At 34.4% G+C, this 18796-nt stretch carries 20 protein-coding genes, 1 tRNA gene and 1 pseudogene; 15 read left to right on the top strand and 7 right to left on the bottom strand.

What is annotated here, in order from left to right; all coding sequences use genetic code 11:
* The 4 genes and pseudogenes from Q1V95_RS14950 to Q1V95_RS14935 form a co-directional block, all read left to right on the top strand.
* Positions 1–735, top strand: a pseudogene (locus Q1V95_RS14950) (iron chelate uptake ABC transporter family permease subunit); the annotation flags it as partial.
* Positions 725–1576 carry a ChaN family lipoprotein gene (locus tag Q1V95_RS14945; protein WP_300675514.1) on the top strand — a complete coding sequence of 284 codons (852 nt, stop codon included), beginning with the start codon at positions 725–727 and terminating at the stop codon, positions 1574–1576. The pseudogene Q1V95_RS14950 and the gene Q1V95_RS14945, both read left to right, overlap by 11 nt.
* Positions 1577–1594: 18 nt before the next feature.
* Entirely contained in the window at positions 1595–2218 is a 624-nt protein-coding gene (locus Q1V95_RS14940; RefSeq protein ID WP_300675513.1) for a peptide deformylase, read from the top strand.
* 66 nt (positions 2219–2284) lie between these two features.
* The gene (locus Q1V95_RS14935) at positions 2285–2626 is read left to right on the top strand and encodes a phage holin family protein (protein WP_300675512.1); all 342 of its coding nucleotides are present in this window, start codon (positions 2285–2287) and stop codon (positions 2624–2626) included.
* A gap of 116 nt (positions 2627–2742) precedes the next feature.
* Here Q1V95_RS14935 and Q1V95_RS14930 read toward each other — a convergent pair whose 3' ends face one another.
* Together Q1V95_RS14930 and Q1V95_RS14925 are read right to left on the bottom strand one after the other, a co-directional pair.
* The gene (locus Q1V95_RS14930; protein ID WP_300675511.1) at positions 2743–3465 is read right to left on the bottom strand and encodes a DUF2071 domain-containing protein; all 723 of its coding nucleotides are present in this window, start codon (positions 3463–3465) and stop codon (positions 2743–2745) included.
* Between the two features lie 11 nt (positions 3466–3476).
* The gene (locus Q1V95_RS14925; protein WP_300675510.1) at positions 3477–4883 is read right to left on the bottom strand and encodes an amino acid permease; all 1407 of its coding nucleotides are present in this window, start codon (positions 4881–4883) and stop codon (positions 3477–3479) included.
* Between the two features lie 212 nt (positions 4884–5095).
* On the opposite strand from Q1V95_RS14925, the gene Q1V95_RS14920 reads away from it, so the two are divergent.
* From Q1V95_RS14920 to Q1V95_RS14870, 11 genes are all read left to right on the top strand, one after another.
* Entirely contained in the window at positions 5096–5557 is a 462-nt protein-coding gene (locus Q1V95_RS14920) for a RecX family transcriptional regulator (RefSeq protein ID WP_300675509.1), read from the top strand.
* 311 nt (positions 5558–5868) lie between these two features.
* A complete protein-coding gene (locus Q1V95_RS14915) occupies positions 5869–6891 on the top strand; it encodes an asparaginase (RefSeq protein WP_300675508.1) in 1023 nt (340 codons plus the stop codon).
* 47 nt (positions 6892–6938) lie between these two features.
* Positions 6939–7025, top strand: a tRNA-Ser gene (locus Q1V95_RS14910).
* 156 nt (positions 7026–7181) lie between these two features.
* Positions 7182–8162: a WYL domain-containing protein gene (locus Q1V95_RS14905; RefSeq protein WP_300675507.1), complete on the top strand. Its 981-nt coding sequence runs from the start codon at positions 7182–7184 to the stop codon at positions 8160–8162.
* A gap of 69 nt (positions 8163–8231) precedes the next feature.
* Entirely contained in the window at positions 8232–9464 is a 1233-nt protein-coding gene (locus Q1V95_RS14900) for a DUF2130 domain-containing protein (protein ID WP_300675506.1), read from the top strand.
* Between the two features lie 94 nt (positions 9465–9558).
* The gene (locus Q1V95_RS14895; protein ID WP_300675505.1) at positions 9559–9873 is read left to right on the top strand and encodes an HIRAN domain-containing protein; all 315 of its coding nucleotides are present in this window, start codon (positions 9559–9561) and stop codon (positions 9871–9873) included.
* Positions 9874–9896: 23 nt separating this feature from the next.
* Positions 9897–10463, top strand: a complete 567-nt coding sequence (locus tag Q1V95_RS14890; protein ID WP_300675504.1) for an SHOCT domain-containing protein — start codon at positions 9897–9899, stop codon at positions 10461–10463.
* A gap of 122 nt (positions 10464–10585) precedes the next feature.
* A complete protein-coding gene (locus Q1V95_RS14885) occupies positions 10586–12142 on the top strand; it encodes a class I SAM-dependent DNA methyltransferase (protein WP_366143303.1) in 1557 nt (518 codons plus the stop codon).
* Positions 12139–12981 carry a hypothetical protein gene (locus Q1V95_RS14880; RefSeq protein WP_300675502.1) on the top strand — a complete coding sequence of 281 codons (843 nt, stop codon included), beginning with the start codon at positions 12139–12141 and terminating at the stop codon, positions 12979–12981. The genes Q1V95_RS14885 and Q1V95_RS14880 overlap by 4 nt, the downstream gene beginning before the upstream one ends.
* A gap of 14 nt (positions 12982–12995) precedes the next feature.
* The gene (locus Q1V95_RS14875; protein ID WP_300675501.1) at positions 12996–14186 is read left to right on the top strand and encodes a restriction endonuclease subunit S; all 1191 of its coding nucleotides are present in this window, start codon (positions 12996–12998) and stop codon (positions 14184–14186) included.
* A gap of 100 nt (positions 14187–14286) precedes the next feature.
* Positions 14287–15483 carry a hypothetical protein gene (locus Q1V95_RS14870; RefSeq protein ID WP_300675500.1) on the top strand — a complete coding sequence of 399 codons (1197 nt, stop codon included), beginning with the start codon at positions 14287–14289 and terminating at the stop codon, positions 15481–15483.
* Here the strand turns inward: Q1V95_RS14870 and Q1V95_RS14865 are convergent.
* From Q1V95_RS14865 to Q1V95_RS14845, 5 genes are read right to left on the bottom strand one after another with little or no spacing between them, the layout of a single operon-like run.
* The gene (locus Q1V95_RS14865; protein WP_300675499.1) at positions 15445–15939 is read right to left on the bottom strand and encodes a hypothetical protein; all 495 of its coding nucleotides are present in this window, start codon (positions 15937–15939) and stop codon (positions 15445–15447) included. The two genes, Q1V95_RS14870 and Q1V95_RS14865, sit on opposite strands and share 39 nt — an antisense overlap.
* Positions 15936–16475 (bottom strand): hypothetical protein, encoded by a 540-nt coding sequence (locus tag Q1V95_RS14860; protein WP_300675498.1) that lies wholly within the window; start codon positions 16473–16475, stop codon positions 15936–15938. Before Q1V95_RS14860 ends, Q1V95_RS14865 begins: the two co-directional genes overlap by 4 nt.
* A gap of 5 nt (positions 16476–16480) precedes the next feature.
* Entirely contained in the window at positions 16481–17422 is a 942-nt protein-coding gene (locus Q1V95_RS14855; protein ID WP_300675497.1) for a hypothetical protein, read from the bottom strand.
* Positions 17423–17446: 24 nt separating this feature from the next.
* A complete protein-coding gene (locus Q1V95_RS14850; protein ID WP_300675496.1) occupies positions 17447–18073 on the bottom strand; it encodes a hypothetical protein in 627 nt (208 codons plus the stop codon).
* Between the two features lie 50 nt (positions 18074–18123).
* The gene (locus Q1V95_RS14845; RefSeq protein WP_300675495.1) at positions 18124–18780 is read right to left on the bottom strand and encodes a DUF6304 family protein; all 657 of its coding nucleotides are present in this window, start codon (positions 18778–18780) and stop codon (positions 18124–18126) included.
* Positions 18781–18796 lie beyond the last annotated feature (16 nt).

Genomic DNA, 18796 nt, shown 5'->3' with positions numbered 1-18796 from the left:
ATGAAAAGGAAGCTACTGCCAATCTTTGTTTTAGCACTTTCGATAACAATGCAAGCGCAACAACAAGATTCTATAAAGAGCAAAAATATTGATGAAGTTGTCGTGACTACTGCACAGTATAAAGCGCAAAGTATTAACAAATCGATCTATAAAGTGGAGGTTATTAACGAAGCCCAAATTAGGTCGATGGCAGCAAATAATGTTTCGGAAGTCCTTAACCAAAGCCTTAATATGTTAATTGTCCCAGATTCGAAGTCAGGTAATTCTACAGCAAATATTCTAGGTTTAGGAGGCGACTATGTCAAAGTTTTGATTGATAATATTCCGGTTGTTGGTGACACAGGATTGGGCAGCAATAAAGATGACCAACTTCGAGATTTAACATTTTGGAATATGGGAAGCTTAGCAGCTGCAACTTGGACCAAAAACTTGGTACTTTTTGTAGTCTTAATAATTAGTTATGGCGTTCTTTTGCCAAAAGGAAAAGCGCTTAATGCGATGATGTTGGGCGAAAAAGATGCAGAACATCTTGGCGTTAATGTCGAGAAACTCAAAAAACAAATCGTCGTGATTACGGCTTTGATGGTGGGGACTTGCGTGGCATTTTCTGGGACAATTGGTTTTGTAGGACTTATCGTTCCTTATATTTTGAGACTTATTTTTAAATCAAATTATGTTTTGATATTGCCATTGTCAGCCATTTTTGGTGCAGTGTTGTTGTTAATTGCAGACACCATTATTGGCGATTGGTTTCAAGGCGCAGGATTTCAGTGCTTTTCAGTTTTATGATAAATCTGGAAAAGTTGTGAAAACCGACAAAATGATAAAATCTCTTTTGGGATATGATGTTGTTTTGTTTGGGGAGAACCATAATAATTCCATAAATCATTGGTTGCAATTGCGTTTGACAGAAGCTTTGTTTGAAAAGAATAAAAATCTAATTCTCGGTGCCGAAATGTTCGAGCGCGATAATCAATCAGGACTTAACCAATATTTAGCTGGAAAATTAGAAGTTAAAAATTTAAAAGATTCTGTTCGCCTTTGGAATAATTTTACCACCGATTATCAACCGCTTGTAGATTTTGCTAAATCAAATAAACTTGAATTTATCGCTACTAATATTCCTCGAAAATTTGCGTCGCAGGTTTCAAAGCAGGGTTTGGAATCCTTGAATCAACTTCCTGATTCTGATAAAAAAGATATTGCTAAACTTCCTATTAATGTGACTTTGGAAACGCCAGGTTATAAGGAAATGAAAGCCATGATGGGCGACCATGCTGATGATATGAAGGTAATGAATTTTGTCTCTGCCCAAGCTGTGAAAGATGCGACGATGGCAGAATCTATCCTTAAATCTTGGAAGTCTGGAAAGCTTTTTCTACACTACAACGGAAATTATCATAGCAAAGAATATGGCGGCATCTATTGGTATTTGAAGAAGGCAAATCCGAGCCTTAAAGTTGCGGTTATTACAGTTGTGGAAAGCGAATCCAAAGATTTAGCTTTTCCTGAGAAAGATTATATCCCGACAGAATTTAATTTGATTTTGCCATCTGATATGACAAAAACTTATTAAATTTATCTTCAAAAAACTATGAAAACATTTTTACTGCTCGTTACGATTTCTATCAATTGTTTGGCCTTTGGTCAAAAATACACGGCTGCAGAAATCAAATTAATCAATTCAAACGATAAAAATTCGGCGCTTCCAATTTATCAGACAACCGATGCACATCAACATTCTGTTCTGTTGGCAAAGTCCAAAGAGGTCAATCCCAAAGACCCGAATACGGCAACTTTGGTCCATCGTATGAAGTTGGCTTTGTTGGCGACAGATGGTGGTGTTGGGATCGCGGCACCACAAGTTGGTATTAACCGCGATGTAATCTGGGTGCAACGTTTTGATAAAGAAGGAAATCCACTGGAGTATTTTCTAAATCCAAAAATTCTGTGGAAGTCCGAAATTTTGAATTTTGGTCCAGAGGGCGATTTGTCGATTCCAGAATTTAGAGATATGTTTTACAGAAGTCAGGTGATACAATTAGAATATTGGAATTTGGCTGGCAAAAAAACGATTGAAATCGTTGAAGGATTTTCTGCGGTTATTTTCCAACATGAGATTGACCATTTATCAGGAATTTTGATTGAAGATAAAAGCAAAAATGAGACAGATTCTAACATTATGAAAGTCGATGCTTTCAAAAGAATGCCTCATTAATCGAAGTCTGCACGAAATTTGCAACAATACCAAAATGTATATTTAATAACCTAAAAAAATAAAACTATGCGATTAATTATTAACTTACTTGTGACCGCGGTTTCTGCATTTTTATTAAGCAAAATTTTGTCGGGTGTGCATTTTCAGGATTTTGGTTCGGCGATTATTTTTGCCATCGTTTTGGGGATTCTCAATATGTTGGTTCGTCCAATTTTAGCAATTCTTTCGTTGCCGATTACGATTTTGACTTTGGGGCTTTTCTCGTTGGTAATCAATGCCGTTATGATTTTGCTTTGTGACCATTTTATGGACAGTATGACGGTTGATGGTTTCGGCTGGGCATTTGTCTTTAGTATTTTGCTTTCGATTGTTAGCGCAATTATCGGATCATTGTTCACTAAAGATTAGTTTTAAAACACAAAAAAAATTAAAATTCGAAGTTTTGGCTTCGGATTTTTTTTATGTTTATTTAAATTTTAATAAAGCTTGTTTTGGAGTGTCATTGATAATTTTTGCCTTTAAGTTTATAAAATAACTTTCTTCCAAGCAACAACTTCCACACCTTTGGAATAATGTGTTAAATCTGGTTTTCGGTTGGTGAAATCAAGCGCTCCAAATTTGTATTTTGTTTCTAAATTTTTGATTTTAACCTCATTAATTTCCCATTCTTTGTGATGAATATCGTAACGAATATTTTGCCCGTTATGTTGTAAATACAAGCAATAACGCTCCGTTAACCAAAAGTCGAGATTTGTTTTTTGATTTAAAGGATTTCCGATTTCGTAATCGATATGGAGTTTTAGATTTTTTGAATCAAGTTGAGAATCATATTGTCCAGCGCTTCTCTTCATATTTGCTTTTTCATATGGAAGTCCCGAAAGTGCTTTTGCAATGACACATGACAATAATTTTCCACCCTCAATATTGATAAAATAGACACCTTTTTTACCGTCATTTTCAATATAAGTTCTGACATTAACTTCATCAAAATCTGAAATAAATGAAAGCGATGGCAACAATCTTGGACGAATCTTTTCCATTGTGAAAGCAACTATCGAAATGTAATAATCGCCATCGATTTGGTCTAGATTAAAAGTCTCAGGTACCAACTTTCGCAAACTTTCGTAATCGACTTTCCAGTGTAAGAAAACAGCGCGATTCCACTCTTGATAATACTGAAATTGCCCTTTTGGTAAAGGATAAGGACGATGTTGGATGTCTGATAATAAAGATGTGATATTACTCAAATGCTCAATTTTTAGGAAGACTTTTTATTGATGAGTAAATATACGGGTAATCCTGTCAATATCAAACCTAATCCAGGCCAAGTGTACTGCGGTTTGTAAATAAATAAAAGTACACAAAACGAAATACCGATTATTAAATAAATGGCTGGTGTAATAGGGTAGAGCCACGTTTTGTAATCGCGTTCTATATTTGGTTTTTTGATTCTGAGATAGATAACGCCAAAAACAGTTAGCATATAAAATAGAACAATGACAAATGAAATCATATCCAGCAAATCGCCGTATTGACCGCTAAGACAAAGCAAACTTGCCCAAATCCCTTGCATCCAAAGCGAATTGGCTGGCACATCGAAACGATTATTTTTAATAGCTGCTTTTAAGAATAAACCATCTTTAGCCATCGTTTGGAAAACGCGTGCACCAGCGAGGGTAATACCATTAACACAACCAAAAGTTGAAATCATCACCAGAACTGCCATAATAATTGTCCCAGCATTTCCAAAGATTTTTTCAGCAGAGGCTACGGCAACACGGTCATTGGCTGCAAAAGCGATTTCGTCGCGTGTTAAGGTGTTGAGATAGACGAGATTAACCAAAAGATACAAAATCATTACAGAACTTGTCCCAATAATCATGGCACGAACAACATTCTTGCGAGGATTTTCGATTTCGCCCGAAACAAAAGTGACATTTTCCCAAGCCACAGAACTAAACACAGAACCTACCATTGCTGCTGCAATGCCACCCAGAACTGTTGTACCCGAAATTGGTAGCCAGCTTGCTGGTTCTTTGTGACCATTAACTTCGGTTCCGAAATTCTGAAAAGCTTCCCAACCAAATTGGAAGTTATTAGCCAACTGAGAATGTTCTACTAAAATAAATCCTAAAGCAATTAATCCTAAAAGTGCGATGATTTTGGATGACGTGAAAATATTTTGAAGCATCTTTCCACTTTGGACGCCGCGTGTATTGATGAATGTTAGAATTAAAATAACAAAAATTGCTAAAATCTGAATCCATGTAATTTTGAAACTTCCACTTTGGAAAAGAGGCGCAGCATCGTTAAGACTCGGAATGAGATAAGCTGTAAATTTTCCAAAAGCCACGGCAACAGCAGCGATTGTTCCAGTTTGGATGACTGTAAAAAGTCCCCAACCGTAGAGAAAACCCATCATTTTTCCGAAAATCTCGGTAATGTAGGTGTATTGTCCTCCAGCTTTTGGAAACATGGCGGATAATTCGCCATAGCTGATTGCGGCAGCAACGGTCATAAGAGCGGTCAACAACCAAACGACAATGAGCCAATAGCCCGAACCAAGATTTCGCATAATGTCCGAACTTACAATGAAGATTCCGCTCCCAATCATTGATCCCATCACAATCATTGTGGCATCCCAAAGTTTTAGTTTCTTTTCCATAGTTTTATTTGAATCAAATATATAAAAGTTTAGAGAAAATTAAAGGAAATTAATTTTAGTGTGATTTTTTTGTAATATTATTTTAATTTGTTTGTCAAAAGCTAATTTTTGAAAGGACTTTGGATGAAAATCATTTTAATGATTTAGCTTTTTTAGTTAAAAATAAATTTTAGTTCTTTGCAAGATATTAGTGAAAGAAAGAGAATGTCGCCATGGAAAAGAAGTCCTACACCTTTGAAGAAATAAAACAGAAGATGCTCAACTATTGCGTTTATCAAGATCGTTGTCATTATGAAGTGGAGCAGAAGATGCGTGATTTTTTGTTGATTCCAGAGGCTAAGGAGGAGATTTTGATGTACTTGATTCAGGAGAAGTATCTGGATGAAGAGCGTTTTGTGCGCAGTTATATTCGAGGGAAGTTTTACATCAAACATTGGGGGCGCAACAAGATAAAACTCAATCTTAAACAAAAACAAATCAACGATAAATTGATTAGTCGTTGCTGGGACGAAATCTACGAGGACGATTATCGCAAACAGATTCAGGTATTCATAGAAAAGCAGTCGGAGATTATTTCTGAGTCTAATGCTTTTAAGAAGAAAAATAAGATTATTAAATTTCTGCTTTCTAAAGGTTATGAATACGAGGTGATTTTGGATGCTTTTGAGGATTAGTTTTTTGCATTGTTCTGAAATCCGCGATTAAGTATTGTTGATAACACGTCTTAAAACATGACGATTAAATCGTACATCTTAAATCTTTGATCATAAATTCTTAAATAATTATCACCAATTTTCTTTTGTTGACAAATCCCTAGCCCCGATGGAAGCGGCATCCTTTTGTGGTGGCGCGAGGCGACGGAGCGTAGCGGAGTCGTCCGAGCGACACAACAAAAGGATACAGCGGACAGCGGGATAAAGCTCCTAATAAAATTGAAGCTTTGTTTTCTTTGTTTTGAAATGGGATATTTGTTTATTTTTGAAGTATGAAAAGAAAGGTTTTGATCATCTATACTGGCGGAACAATCGGGATGGAGAAAGATTATGCGACGGGAAGTCTTGTTCCTTTTGATTTTTCGAATATTTTTAAACGTATGCCCGAAATGAACCTTATGGAATGTGAGGTTTCGGTAAAGTCTTTTGACTATCCTGTGGACTCGTCGGATATGGGACCAAAACAGTGGCAAGGTATTGCAAAAATTGTTCAGGAAAATTATGAAACTTTTGATGGTTTTGTGATTTTGCACGGTACAGATACAATGTCGTATACTGCGTCGGCATTAAGTTTTATGCTTAAAAACCTTAGCAAACCAGTTGTGTTAACTGGCTCACAATTACCAATCGGAGATTTGAGAACTGATGCGAAAGAAAATCTCTTGACAAGTATCTATTATGCCAGTCTTTATGAAAATGACGAAGCAGTTATACAAGAGGTGACTTTGTATTTTGAATACAAATTATTGCGTGGTAATCGTAGTTTGAAGTTTTCGGCAGAATATTTTGATGCTTACCAAAGTCCTAATTATTCAATTTTGGGGCAATCTGGTGTCCATCTAAATATTGATAAAGATAGTCTTCTAAAACCTACATCTAATGATTTTGAAATCGATCTGCATCTTGACGAAAATGTATTGTTTTGGCGCATCTTCCCTGGAATGAATTTTGACTTTTTATTAGAGGTTACCTCTGTTAAAGTCCTTATTCTTCAGGTTTTCGGGTCGGGAACGATTTTTAATAACGAACAGACAGAACGCGTTTTGCGCGAACTTCGTAGCCGAAATGTTGAGATTATCGTCATAAGCCAGTGTGTTTCTGGTGGTATTAGTTTTGGAAAGTATAGCAATAGCAATATTTTTAGCCAAGTTGGTGCTATTAACGGTAAAGATATGACCGCTGAGGCTGCGATTACAAAATCGATGCACTTGCTAAATAATCCTAGGTATAAAGCTAGTTTCGCAGATTTGTTCGATGAAGATATTTGTGGGGAGGTTACTAAAGATTTCCATTAAATATTAGGCAAAGCCAAATAATTAACTATATTTGCAGACTTATAAAAAGAGAGGTGTCCGAGTGGTTGAAGGAGCTAGCCTGGAAAGTTAGTATAGGGGTAACTCTATCGAGGGTTCGAATCCCTTCCTCTCTGCAAAACTTATTGAATATCAATAGGTTACAGAATTAACACCCAAAAAGACACCCACTAATTAGCGGGTGTCTTTTGTTTTTATACCTATCATAACTAGTTTCTTTTGGATTTATATGGTATATTTAAGTACTTTTAAAGGTCATCAAAAAATAAATAATGGCCACTAACAAGAATGCTCAATTACGTTACAATGCATTAGATAAATGCTTTTCCAATCAATATAAAAAGTTCTTTATTGATGATCTAATTGATTATTGCTCCCTTGTTCTAACTGATCATTATGTAAAAGAAACAAAAGTTTCTAGAAGACAGATTTTTGATGACATTGATTTTATGAAAAGCGATGCTGGATTTAATGCACCTATTGTAAGTTATAAAGACGGCAGAAAAGTATATTATCGTTATGATGATCCAGAGTTTTCTATATTAAAAACACCCATTAATCCTGCCGAATTAGATTCTTTAAGAGAAGCATTAGCAACACTCAATAGGCTAAACTCCCTTCCTGGATTTGATTGGGTAGCAAGTTTACAGGCAAAATTGCAATCGGGGTTAAATACAGATTCAAGCAATCAGCAAATTATTAGTTTTGAGGAAAATGAGTTTTTAAAAGGTGTTGAATATCTTAACCAACTTTTTCAATATATTTCAAATAAGCAAGTATTAGAAATCGTATACAAAAGCTTTAAGTCTGATAAGGAATCTTCTTTTTTAATCTCTCCTTATTATCTGAAACAATACAACAATCGCTGGTTCTTGTTTGGTTGGAATCATAAGCTTTCTGTAATTCAAAATCTTGCATTAGATCGAATAAAATCACTTCAACAATCAAAAGATTCGTTTATCAAATCAGAAGAGAACTTTGACGAATACTTTGACGATATCATAGGAGTAAGTAATGATCCAACGAAGAAAGCTGAGAAAATAAGTATTAAACTCACTCCCAACATCATCCCATACATTTCTTCAAAACCAATTCACGGATCTCAAAAAATCAAAGAAAACATCTTAACGATCGAGGTTAAGCACAATTATGAGCTAGAAAGTTTAATCTTGTCTTATGGTGAAAACATGAGGGTTTTACAACCTGAAACATTAAAAGAAAGTTTATCAAATCGTATTTCTAAAATGCATTAATTTCATCAGTGCACCTCCTCTGCACTGATTTTTTTCATCTTTGTACAATAATCATAAAATGTATTAAGTATGAAAACTCAAGAAAGTCAAAACACAAAAAACGAAATCATTTGTCCAAGTTGTAAAACAGCTTTTAAAGTTGATGAATTTGGATTTAGCGAAATCCTGAAACAAATCCGAAACAAAGAATTTGAAAGGGAAATTGATGACAGATTAAAGTTAGCAGAAAAAGAAAAAACATCTGAAATTACTATCACCGAGGAAAGGGTAAAATCCGCATTTCAAAAAACCATTACCAATAAGGATTCAGAAATTTCAGATTTAAGATCCAAACTTAATCAATCTGAATTGGTGAAAAAGCTAGAGTTATCCGAAGCATTAAAATCCTTAGAAAAGGAAAGAGATGATTTAAGATTTGAAGTCAAAATTAAAGAGTCAGAAAAGTTGTTGATTGAAAAAGAAGTTGAGGATAGATATAAAAATAAGATAAACTTGAAGGATCAAACTTTACAAATGAAAGATGATGAAATTGCAAGACTAAGAGATTTTAAACAGAAACTTTCCACTAAAATGATTGGTGAAACTTTGGAGCAACATTGCGAAATAGAATTCAATAAATTGCGCTCTTCTGCTTTCCAGAATGCTTATTTTGAAAAAGACAATGATGCTAAAACAGGTACAAAAGGTGATTTTATTTTTCGCGAAACTGATGTGTCTGGTAATGAGGTTGTTTCTATTATATTTGAAATGAAAAATGAAAATGAAGAAACCAGTTCTAAGAAAAAAAACGAAGATTTTTTTGCCAAATTAGATAAAGATAGAGTTGAGAAAAAGTGTGAATATGCAATTTTAGTTTCCCTTTTGGAAGCAGATAACGAGCTGTATAATTCGGGTATTCTAGATGTTTCTTATAAGTATCCAAAGATGTACGTTATTCGTCCTCAATTTTTCATACCATTAATTACACTATTGAGAAATGCTGCACTGAACTCAATGCAGTATAAATCAGAATTAGCCAACATTAAAAATCAAAACCTAGACATCACCCATTTTGAAGAAAAAATAAATACGTTCAAAGACGGATTTGCCAAAAACTACCTTTCTGCTTCTAAGCATTTTCAAAATGCCATAGCGGAAATAGATAAGTCTATTGCTAAGATGAAAAAAGTTAAGGAAGAATTAACAACAAGTGAGAATCAACTAAGACTGGCTAATCAAAAAGCAGAAGATTTATCGATCAAAAAGTTAACCTACGGAAATGCCACAATGAAGGCCAAATTTGATGAGTTGAAGGTAAATTAAATTATCTCTTTTTTTATAAGAATATATTTTATACTGTGCACTTCCTCTGCACACTTCAATCTCACCTTTGAATTATTAATTAAAACTTTAAAAAATGAAAAAAGAACACTTGTCGCATTTCGACATCGCGGGCTTCACTTATTATGATGGAGTCCTTGCCTTTAAAGATTTAAGAATTGGAACTAAGCTTCGCTTAAAGATTGACAAAGAAAACAAATATGATGCTCGAGCAATCGCCATTTATTATGAAGATTACAAATTAGGATTTGTACCAAGATCCGAAAACAGAATATTTTACAAACTCTTTAGCGTTGGATTGCACAAGTTTGTGGAAGCTCGAATCCAAAGAATTTCTAAAGATGCTCATCCAGAAAATCAAATCTCAGTTGTTGCTCATTTAGTGAATTAATTAACCTTTTAATATTTTAAACTATGAAAAATTTAGTACTACTTTCTCTACTATTAATTGGAATTTTTGCTTCTGCACAGCAAGAACCAAAATTCGAAAATGACACCTTAACAACGTCTACTGGTTTTAAAGCCTACGAAGGACTTGAACTGAAAATCGGAACAGGATCTATGAACGATGGCGACTTTAAATTTATCCGTACCAATGCCAGCTCATTGTTTAATTATACATCTACAACCGGTTATAAAGGCTTAGCGAATCAGGCAAATTCTTTCGCAAGAAGTAATTCGGGTTTATCCTACAGCGTAAAAAAAATTATGCCGCGCGGAAGTAAGAAAAACGGTTACGTCTATTATGTCAAAATTGGACGAGGCTTAATGAACTACGAAGTTGACTTGGAAAATGCAATTAGATCAGGAGAAATAATAGTTCCAAACGAGTTTATGCCAAAATCTAAAAATCAAACGCAGGTTGTTATTTCTGAAAGCAAGTATGACAAACTGAAAAAGATTAAAGAGCTGAAGGATAACGGAATACTTTCGGATGACGAATTCCAGAAAGAAAAAGACAAAATTATGGCTGAAAAATAATTGACAGCCTAAAAAGCCTTGTTAAGATTCAGAGCCTTAACAAAGCTTCCAAAAAAACAACAAATCAAACCCTAAAAACCATGGAAAATATCCCTATTTTTACGTCTTTTAAGAAAAGATATATGATTACTGGCGAATTAAAATCCCAAATAGATAAAATCTGGAACGACTTCTGGACAGGTGGAATTTCTAACCCACTTACTGTTATCGAGCAATTTACGTATTTGATATTTTTGAAACAGTTGGATGATCGTCAGATGCTGTACGAAAAAGACATCAATAGATTGGGAAGTTCTCAACGTAAGCCTATTTATAAGGACAATCAAGAAGCCTTACGCTGGAGCAACTTCAAGGATAAAGATCCAGAAGTAATGTTCGATATCTTTACGCGTCCAAAGAAAGAACTTAATGGCATCACAGCATTCGATTTCATGAAGACTTTAGGTGCTGATGGTGGTAAGTTTTCCGAGTACATGAAAGGTGCAACCTTTATGATTCCAACTTCCAAACTATTGGATAAAGTGGTTCAGCAAATCGACAAATTACCTTTGGAAAAGAAAGATACCAAAGGTGACTTGTACGAATATATGCTTTCTAAAATTGCCGAAGCTGGTACTAATGGGCAATTCCGTACACCAAGACATATCATCCGTATGATGGTAGAATTAATGGAGCCGAGTGAAGAAGATACGATTTGCGATCCAGCAATGGGTACCGCAGGATTTTTGGTGAACGCCAGTCAATATCTTCATGAGGTGCATGAAGATTGGTTTTTAGAAAAAGACTTTAGAGAACATTACAATAAAAAAATGTTCAACGGAATCGAGATTGACCCTTCCATGATGCGTATTGCATCGATGAACCTGCAATTACATGGTATCGAAAATCCGTCTCTAACAGGCGGAAGTGCCTTGGCAGAAAGCAACGAAACAACCAATCAATATTCATTAATTCTTGCAAATCCACCTTTTAAAGGTGCTTTGGACTATGACGAAGTAGAAAAAAGCTTGTTGCAAACCACCAAAACCAAGAAAACAGAATTATTGTTTTTATCATTAATTCTCAGAATGCTAAGAACAGGCGGACGCGCTGCTGTTATTGTACCTGACGGCGTTTTGTTTGGAAGTTCGGGCGCTCATAAAAATATCCGCAAAGAATTGGTAGAAGAACATCAGTTGCAAGGTGTAATCTCTATGCCAAGTGGTGTTTTCAAACCTTATGCTGGTGTGAGTACAGCCATCCTTATCTTCACTAAAACCAATTCTGGAGGTACAGACAATGTTTGGTTTTACGATATGAAGGCAGATGGATTAAGTTTGGACGACAAACGTAATCTATTGATTTCTGAAGACGCTTTTGATCAAGTTTTTTCTGAACCTGAAAACATCAAAGACGAAGTCGCTGGGAAATGCGATATCCCAAACATATTGTTGGATTGGAAAACCATCTACCAACAACCATCAGCCGAAAACTACAAAGACCGTACCCAACAATCTTTCCTGGTTCCTAAAGCAGAAATCGTCGCCAACGATTATGATCTTAGCATCAACCGTTACAAGGAAGTCGTTTACGAAGCTGTGCATTATGACGCTCCAAAAGATATTATTGCAGACATCAAAACCTTGGATGCACAAAGACAAGCTGCCATTATTGAACTTGAAAAAATGTTGCAATCATGAGTTATCACGGTTTTGTAGTTTGCAGATGCTATCAAGATGGGAAGACCATTGCACCACCATTTCCAGAATTGGTTATATTGGATGATGATGGAATTGGTTACAATATTTCTGAGGATAATTTGAAAACAGATGAAGAATGGAATGACTATTTCGATAAAAATGATTTGTTGGATCAATGGAAGCGCACAGCATGTCCACATGAAGACATGGAAATTTCCTCAGAACACATTTGCAATTCTGCGGGAATGTCTGGCTTCAGAAACTATCTTTTTGAGCAAGGAGGAAATGAAAAATTCCCTACTTTGTCCAAAGAATTGCCCACGCATAATGGCGGAGCAATGTCTGCATCACAATCTGAAAAAGCTTTAGCCGAATTGCAATTGCTAAAGTCGTTACAACCCAAAATCGATAAGATTGTATTACGAGAGACAAAGAGTCATGATGTCATTATGATTGGTGACTATAATGAAACAATACGATTTGGTTTTTTTGATTATAACAAGAGCTTGGTATTAGATAGTAGAGGTTTTTTCATACTTGAGAAGAAAAAAATTGGAGGTGTCGAAAACGAATACATATTGTTTCACGCAAAAGAATTTTCGACGGTTGTCGTTGATGAAAAGCGAGTAGCATTTATTGATGAGCATGCAAAAGGTTTAAATATAGGTTCATATTTCCCAATACAGTTAGGCGAAAACAAACCTGCTGAAACCGAAATCGCTTATGAAGTGGTTAAAGAAGAATTTGATGGCGACGACTATTGGATGTCCGTTATAGAATCCTTAGAAAATCTTTGTAAAGCCTCAATAGAAACCCAAAATCCAGTTCACTGGTGTTAGAAATAAAATAAAAAATGGAGAGAATTAGATTAGGTGAATTAGTTAAGGGAAACGGACTTTTTAAAGATGGAGACTGGATTGAAAGTAAAGATCAAGATTTAAATGGAGAAGTAAAACTGATACAATTAGCTGATATTGGAATACGTAATTTTATTAATAAGTCAAATCGATTTATGAATTACGAAAAAGCTTTAGAATTGAAATGTACTTTTTTAGAAAAAGGAGATATTTTAATTGCAAGAATGCCTGATCCAATTGGAAGATGCTGCGAATTTCCTTTTGAAGAAGTAAATAAATATGTTACAGTTGTTGATATTGCTATTTTTAGAAATAAGAACAATGATCTTGATAATCGTTATTTAGTTCACTACATTAATTCTGAAAGTTTTTTAAATAAAGTTTCATCAGGTGTTACAGGTACTACTAGACAAAGGATTTCAAGGAAAAAGTTAGAAGCCATCGAAATCCCACTTCCCTCTTTAGACCAGCAAAAAGCCATTGCGGCAAAGTTGGACAAAGCCGATGAAATCCGCCGCCTCAACCAACAACTTATCGACAAATACGATGCACTTACCCAATCGCTTTTTATCGATATGTTTGGTGATCCTGTGAAAAATGAAATGGGTTGGGAGAAAGTGAAACTGGGAGATTTATGTGGAGTCGGATCTAGTAAGAGGGTTTTTGTAGAAGAGTTAAAAGAGAATGGTATTCCTTTTTATAGAGGTACTGAAGTAGGTGCTCTTGGAAATGATGAAATGATTAATCCAACTTTATTCATATCAGAACATCATTATCATAAATTAAAAAAAGATTCTGGTATACCACAAGTAGGAGATTTATTAATGCCTTCTATTTGTCCAGATGGAAGAATTTTTGAGGTGAAGAATAATGATCCATTTTATTTTAAAGATGGTCGTGTTTTATGGGTTAAAGTAAATCAAACTAAAATTAATAGTACCTTTCTAAAGAAAAATTTAAAAGCAAATTTTGCAAAAAATTATTCAAAAATTGCATCAGGTACTACTTTCGCTGAATTGAAAATTTTTGCATTAAAAGATCTAATTATTTCGAATCCCCCCATTTCTCTTCAAAACCAGTTTGCAGAACGTATTGCAGTAATAGAAGCGCAAAAACAATTCACACAAGACGCCTTAGCCAAAAGCGAAGCGCTTTTCAATAGTTTGTTGCAAGAAAGCTTTTCATAGTTATTGCGTAGCGTAATCATATAACATAACCAATCTTTTTAGGGGTGATTTTTTCACTCCTCTGGAGATTGTTGTCTAAAACTTAAACCAAAATAATAAAATGGAAACAACAACAATTAAAGAAATCGCAAAGCTTCGTGACGAAATCAAAGAAGCATTAAAGACTGTAGACAAATCAACATATTCTAGTACATATGGCAGTGAAAATGAATATTCTGGAAAAGGTATTTATTTAGGGCTTGAATCATTATTAGTTGATATTTCCTATCTGGTAAGATCGCATAATCAATTTATTAAGATTTCTACCTACAATGAAAGATACTCGATGAAAAACCTACTCGTAAATATAAACTCATATATTTCTAGCCCTTCAACTCTAGCTAAATATGTTGATGAGCTTAAGGTTTTATTAAGATCGTATAATGTATCTAAAAATAAGGAAAGATGGGAGCTGTTTCAGGAGGCGAATAAAAAACTATTAGAACAATGTGACGAATTTGCAACGGTACTTGTTGAAGCTAATAATCAAAAAACGAAAATTGATGAATTAACTGATGGAGCTGAAGAAAAGTCAAAAGAACTTAAATCTAAGTTTGATGAACTTCAAGTTGAGCTTGAAACAATTGAGGAATATAAGTCAGAAATTGAAGATAAATCTGAAAATCTAAAAAGTATAAATTCCAAACTGGAGGAAATAAAGGAAACTGCAGACGAAAATTTGGAATCTATTGTTAATCATCTAAACGAAGCTAAAAGTAATGAAAAATTGATAGATGGATTTGCCAAAAAAGTACAAGAAAGAGAAAATCGCTTAGGAGAATTAGAACAAAGGACAAGTGAAAATGACAAAAAGTTAGAGGAATATGAAACCGAACGGAAAAAGGTCTTAGGTGAGGCAGAGCAGTTAATACAAAATGCAAAAACAGCATTGCATTATTCAACAGCATCAGGTCTTAGTGAGTCTTTTGATACTCAATATACCGCTGCCAAAAAATGGCAACTTAGTGCTTTATGGATTGGTGGTGCTACTTTTTTTATCTTGGTAGCTATTGGGCTTGGTATATGGATTACCGTTGAAAAGACAAGCGATCTGCATTTACTGATAGGGAGAATTGCATTATTACCACTTCCCATTGTTGCTGCTATATTCTGTTCAAACCAGTATGTAAAGCAAAAAAATATCATAGAAGATTATGCCTACAAGATGGTGCTAGCAAAATCTATTGTTGGTTTTTCAGAACAATTGAAAAAAAATCCGTCAGAAGATAATACCAAGTATTTTGTTATCAATACTTAGCGTGTCTTTTTGTTGTCCAGAACTGCTATACAAAAAATCTTCTGTGGTCTTTTGGATCTCTTTTCCATCATAAGCGTCGGCAATGAGATAGAAATCTTTTGTTTTATGTTTAAATATTAAACGTTCCAAAACAGTGTTATTAAGCTTTGACGCTTTCAAAAGTTTCCAATCTTTACTGTTTTTGAAATACGTTTTCACACCGTAACCTGCGCCCCAATACAAATTAGTGACTGGATCTTGTCCATTGCCAATCCCTGCCGGAACGGGAACAATGCCTTGATATTTATTATCGCATAATGCTACAAAAATATGAGCAGTTTGGACGGAAGTATCGAATTTTATTTCTTTTTTAAGTTCTGGCACAGTTGATTTGCTCGTGTCTGGTGTAGGTTCGCTTTTCGATTGACAACCAAAAAGTGCAGACGTAATTAAAAAGACATTTAGGAACAATTTCATGATTTCTGAAGTTTTATCGTTTCAATTTTGGCTTCAATATTTTTGATTTTTAGATGCCAATAATCAATTCCTTCTTGATTTTTCACAATTACTTTGTCGTAATTTGAATTGACAGGCGATAATTTATGCCGATTTCGCTGCCCGTCTTTAATGCGTTCTTGCTTGGTTTCTGGTTCGACTCGTGAACGCCAAAAGTCCAACTCGGAAAAATAATGCGTTTTGATATTTTCAAAATAACGAAGCAAAGTCTCATGATCTCGCGGAATATAACCTGGACCCGTGCAACCGCACGAATGGAATGTAATTCCAACGTCATAAAGGTTTTTGAGGTGAGTCCAAGCTTTATCATCATTCATTTTTGGCGATTCAAAATCTTTTCCCATCGATACCATTTCACCACCACATTGCGGACATTTTGCGGGCGAATCTTCTTTAGCGCCTTTCTTAATATCAATCCACAAGCGACGTTTGAAAGTCTTTTGACAATCAAAACAAGCAAAATGGTTTTTATAAGCAATCATCGCATACTTGCACATAATGTTTACAGATTTTCGAGGATTAATCTTGTCCTATCATAAGGCGTTTCCCAAAATCTTCTAATTGTTGTTAGTAAGTTTTTTCGCTTTGTCAACGCATCATCATAGGAATCTTCTGTAAAGATATCAGTATCCGTTGACTCTACCGAAATCGAAATATTTTCAACTTGATCTTCGAAATAATTGTCATTTTTTAGTTCCCGTAAAACGTCTAAACAAAGTAAATCCAAAGCTTTTTTATTCGTTAAGTTAGATTCTTGTTTTAGAAAACTAAAATCCAATTTCCCTTGATACTTAGATTTTTTCGTATTAAACAAGTCGTTATAATTGATGTTCTCAGAATCTGTTTTGATTTTAAAATCATTGAAGCTTCCACAAGAAACAGTATAGTTTGCGTTTTCATCTTTTGAAATTATGATAGAATACAATTGATCGTCATTTTCTGTGGCTTCATTTTTTAGATTTTCAATTGCCAATTTAATAACCTCCGAAACTTCATTTTTATGTGACAAAAGTGATTGATAAGCGGTGTCAATTTCTTTGTAAATATTGTAGTCAAAAGGCTTTAGAGAATCCGTAATTTCCTCTAACATTTGCTTAAAGTTTATTTTTAAATCAAACAAATGATCGTCTTCCAATAAGTACAATTGACTGCTTTCAAGATGTGCTAAAATTAGATTTTCTCCGTATTCATCGCCGATGACAATATAATCTTGATATTCATCCATTTCTCGGATAAATTCATTTTGATCTATAAAATCCGATTCGTCATTAAAAATGGTCCAAAATAGATTTTCATCAAAACCAAAATGTTCCAAATAATCAACAAAAAACGCTGGAATCTGGAATCCTAAATTCTCGTTTAGTTCTTCGATTTCAGAAGCGCCAATTGCTGAATCCGCATTGTATTGTTCGTGTTGTTTTAATGTTTCAACAATATTTTTCATTCGTTTGCTTTTCAAATTTAAATCTTATTTTTTGACTATCTTTTTAGCTTTACTCAGTAAATCTTCTGCCTTTAGTTGAATACTCTTAGGCAATTTTTTGAAGTTTTCGTCTTTTTCAATTCCATCTTTTGCGTCAGGTTGGTACGATAACCAAGCCGTTATTTTAGATTTTTCAAAAGCCTTTCCATTTCTGGAGTAAACAATTACTTTTAGCGGTTTTGCGTCTTCACCATCCGAAGATTCAAAATAGGTGAGATAAAACTCGGGACTTTTGTTTTTGTCAGCATCTGTTGCAATACAATAATCCAGTAAATAATTTGGTTGCGAAAGGGGTCCAGCAAAATCTTTGAAAGTAATCTGCTTCAAAATTCCGCCATGATCTTCAATGTAAAGTCCAGCATACAAATCCTTAGGTTTTGGTGTTAAATAGGATTCGCCTTTTGATTTAGTTTCATTAAGAAAGAACAAATAACTGCCTTCCTTTTCCGCAAAGTAATTGATTAACAAAACAGGATTTCCCTCCAACGGATTTCCAATTTCTTCTATATAATCCTTGAATTTTTGTTGATTGGGTAAAAGTCTTTGAATTTTGTCTTGTGCCTCAGCCATAAACACGCCAAGGATTAATGTTAGATATAATATTTTTTTCATGTAATATTTGTTATGCAGATTTAGTCGGAGCGGGTTAATGAATATTAAACCTAAATCACAGTTCCTCTATAACCAACCGATTTATCACGGATTTCGTATTCGTCACAGCAAAATATCTCTTGTTGCGTGGATTCTTGAGGACCTAAATCCATGTATTCATCTTTGTTTTGAACTTTAAGATAGGCTTCTTTTTGATTTTTAAAACATAAAACTGGTCCCATAAATCCTTGTCCGTAAACCGAATAATCGCCGTATAAGCATCCATAACAATTTTTGAAACGGTATTTTCCGTCAAATTGTTTTTGTAAGTTGTCAAAAATTAACTCCATGAATCCGTTTTTAGCTTCGAAGTAATTGTCATTTATTTTAAATACAATTCTTGCTTCTTCATGCTTTTCGCTCAATTCAAAATGAAAATCCAAATCGACTTCGATTTCTTCCTTGGAGTCCATGTCAATAAGTCGTTGCGGAATTTTTAAATCAAGTTGATAATTCGTTAACTCAAAATAATCTTGCCGTTTTACAATATCAAAATTGGATAAATCTTCATCAGTGAAACTTTCTACATTCTCAAGTTCAAAAGCATCCAAGTCGAATCCAGTAAACTTGAAATCTTTAACTTGAAAATGAAAATTTTTGAAATCGTTTAAAATTTCAATTGGATAAGTTCCTGTTTTGTTGGTGAAAGTTCCTTTATAGATTGGCATTCTGTATTCTAAGTAA

It is taken from the genome of Soonwooa sp., assembly GCF_030151385.1.
Taxonomy (GTDB): Bacteria; Bacteroidota; Bacteroidia; order Flavobacteriales; family Weeksellaceae; genus Soonwooa.
Note: the sequence above shows the minus strand (reverse complement) of the source record. Positions and strands in the feature narration are given on the sequence as shown.

What these genes read in the sequence shown, in the direction of transcription:
- Q1V95_RS14940 (WP_300675513.1), top strand. Translation starts at nt 1,595, where the DNA reads ATGAAAACATTTTTACTGCTCGTTACGATTTCTATCAATTGTTTGGCC.
- Q1V95_RS14935 (WP_300675512.1), top strand. Translation starts at nt 2,285, where the DNA reads ATGCGATTAATTATTAACTTACTTGTGACCGCGGTTTCTGCATTTTTA.
- Q1V95_RS14925 (WP_300675510.1), bottom strand. Translation starts at nt 4,883, where the DNA reads ATGGAAAAGAAACTAAAACTTTGGGATGCCACAATGATTGTGATGGGA.
- Q1V95_RS14920 (WP_300675509.1), top strand. Translation starts at nt 5,096, where the DNA reads ATGGAAAAGAAGTCCTACACCTTTGAAGAAATAAAACAGAAGATGCTC.
- Q1V95_RS14915 (WP_300675508.1), top strand. Translation starts at nt 5,869, where the DNA reads ATGAAAAGAAAGGTTTTGATCATCTATACTGGCGGAACAATCGGGATG.
- Q1V95_RS14905 (WP_300675507.1), top strand. Translation starts at nt 7,182, where the DNA reads ATGGCCACTAACAAGAATGCTCAATTACGTTACAATGCATTAGATAAA.
- Q1V95_RS14900 (WP_300675506.1), top strand. Translation starts at nt 8,232, where the DNA reads ATGAAAACTCAAGAAAGTCAAAACACAAAAAACGAAATCATTTGTCCA.
- Q1V95_RS14895 (WP_300675505.1), top strand. Translation starts at nt 9,559, where the DNA reads ATGAAAAAAGAACACTTGTCGCATTTCGACATCGCGGGCTTCACTTAT.
- Q1V95_RS14890 (WP_300675504.1), top strand. Translation starts at nt 9,897, where the DNA reads ATGAAAAATTTAGTACTACTTTCTCTACTATTAATTGGAATTTTTGCT.
- Q1V95_RS14885 (WP_366143303.1), top strand. Translation starts at nt 10,586, where the DNA reads ATGATTACTGGCGAATTAAAATCCCAAATAGATAAAATCTGGAACGAC.
- Q1V95_RS14880 (WP_300675502.1), top strand. Translation starts at nt 12,139, where the DNA reads ATGAGTTATCACGGTTTTGTAGTTTGCAGATGCTATCAAGATGGGAAG.
- Q1V95_RS14875 (WP_300675501.1), top strand. Translation starts at nt 12,996, where the DNA reads ATGGAGAGAATTAGATTAGGTGAATTAGTTAAGGGAAACGGACTTTTT.
- Q1V95_RS14870 (WP_300675500.1), top strand. Translation starts at nt 14,287, where the DNA reads ATGGAAACAACAACAATTAAAGAAATCGCAAAGCTTCGTGACGAAATC.
- Q1V95_RS14865 (WP_300675499.1), bottom strand. Translation starts at nt 15,939, where the DNA reads ATGAAATTGTTCCTAAATGTCTTTTTAATTACGTCTGCACTTTTTGGT.
- Q1V95_RS14860 (WP_300675498.1), bottom strand. Translation starts at nt 16,475, where the DNA reads ATGTGCAAGTATGCGATGATTGCTTATAAAAACCATTTTGCTTGTTTT.
- Q1V95_RS14855 (WP_300675497.1), bottom strand. Translation starts at nt 17,422, where the DNA reads ATGAAAAATATTGTTGAAACATTAAAACAACACGAACAATACAATGCG.
- Q1V95_RS14850 (WP_300675496.1), bottom strand. Translation starts at nt 18,073, where the DNA reads ATGAAAAAAATATTATATCTAACATTAATCCTTGGCGTGTTTATGGCT.
- Q1V95_RS14845 (WP_300675495.1), bottom strand. Translation starts at nt 18,780, where the DNA reads ATGCCAATCTATAAAGGAACTTTCACCAACAAAACAGGAACTTATCCA.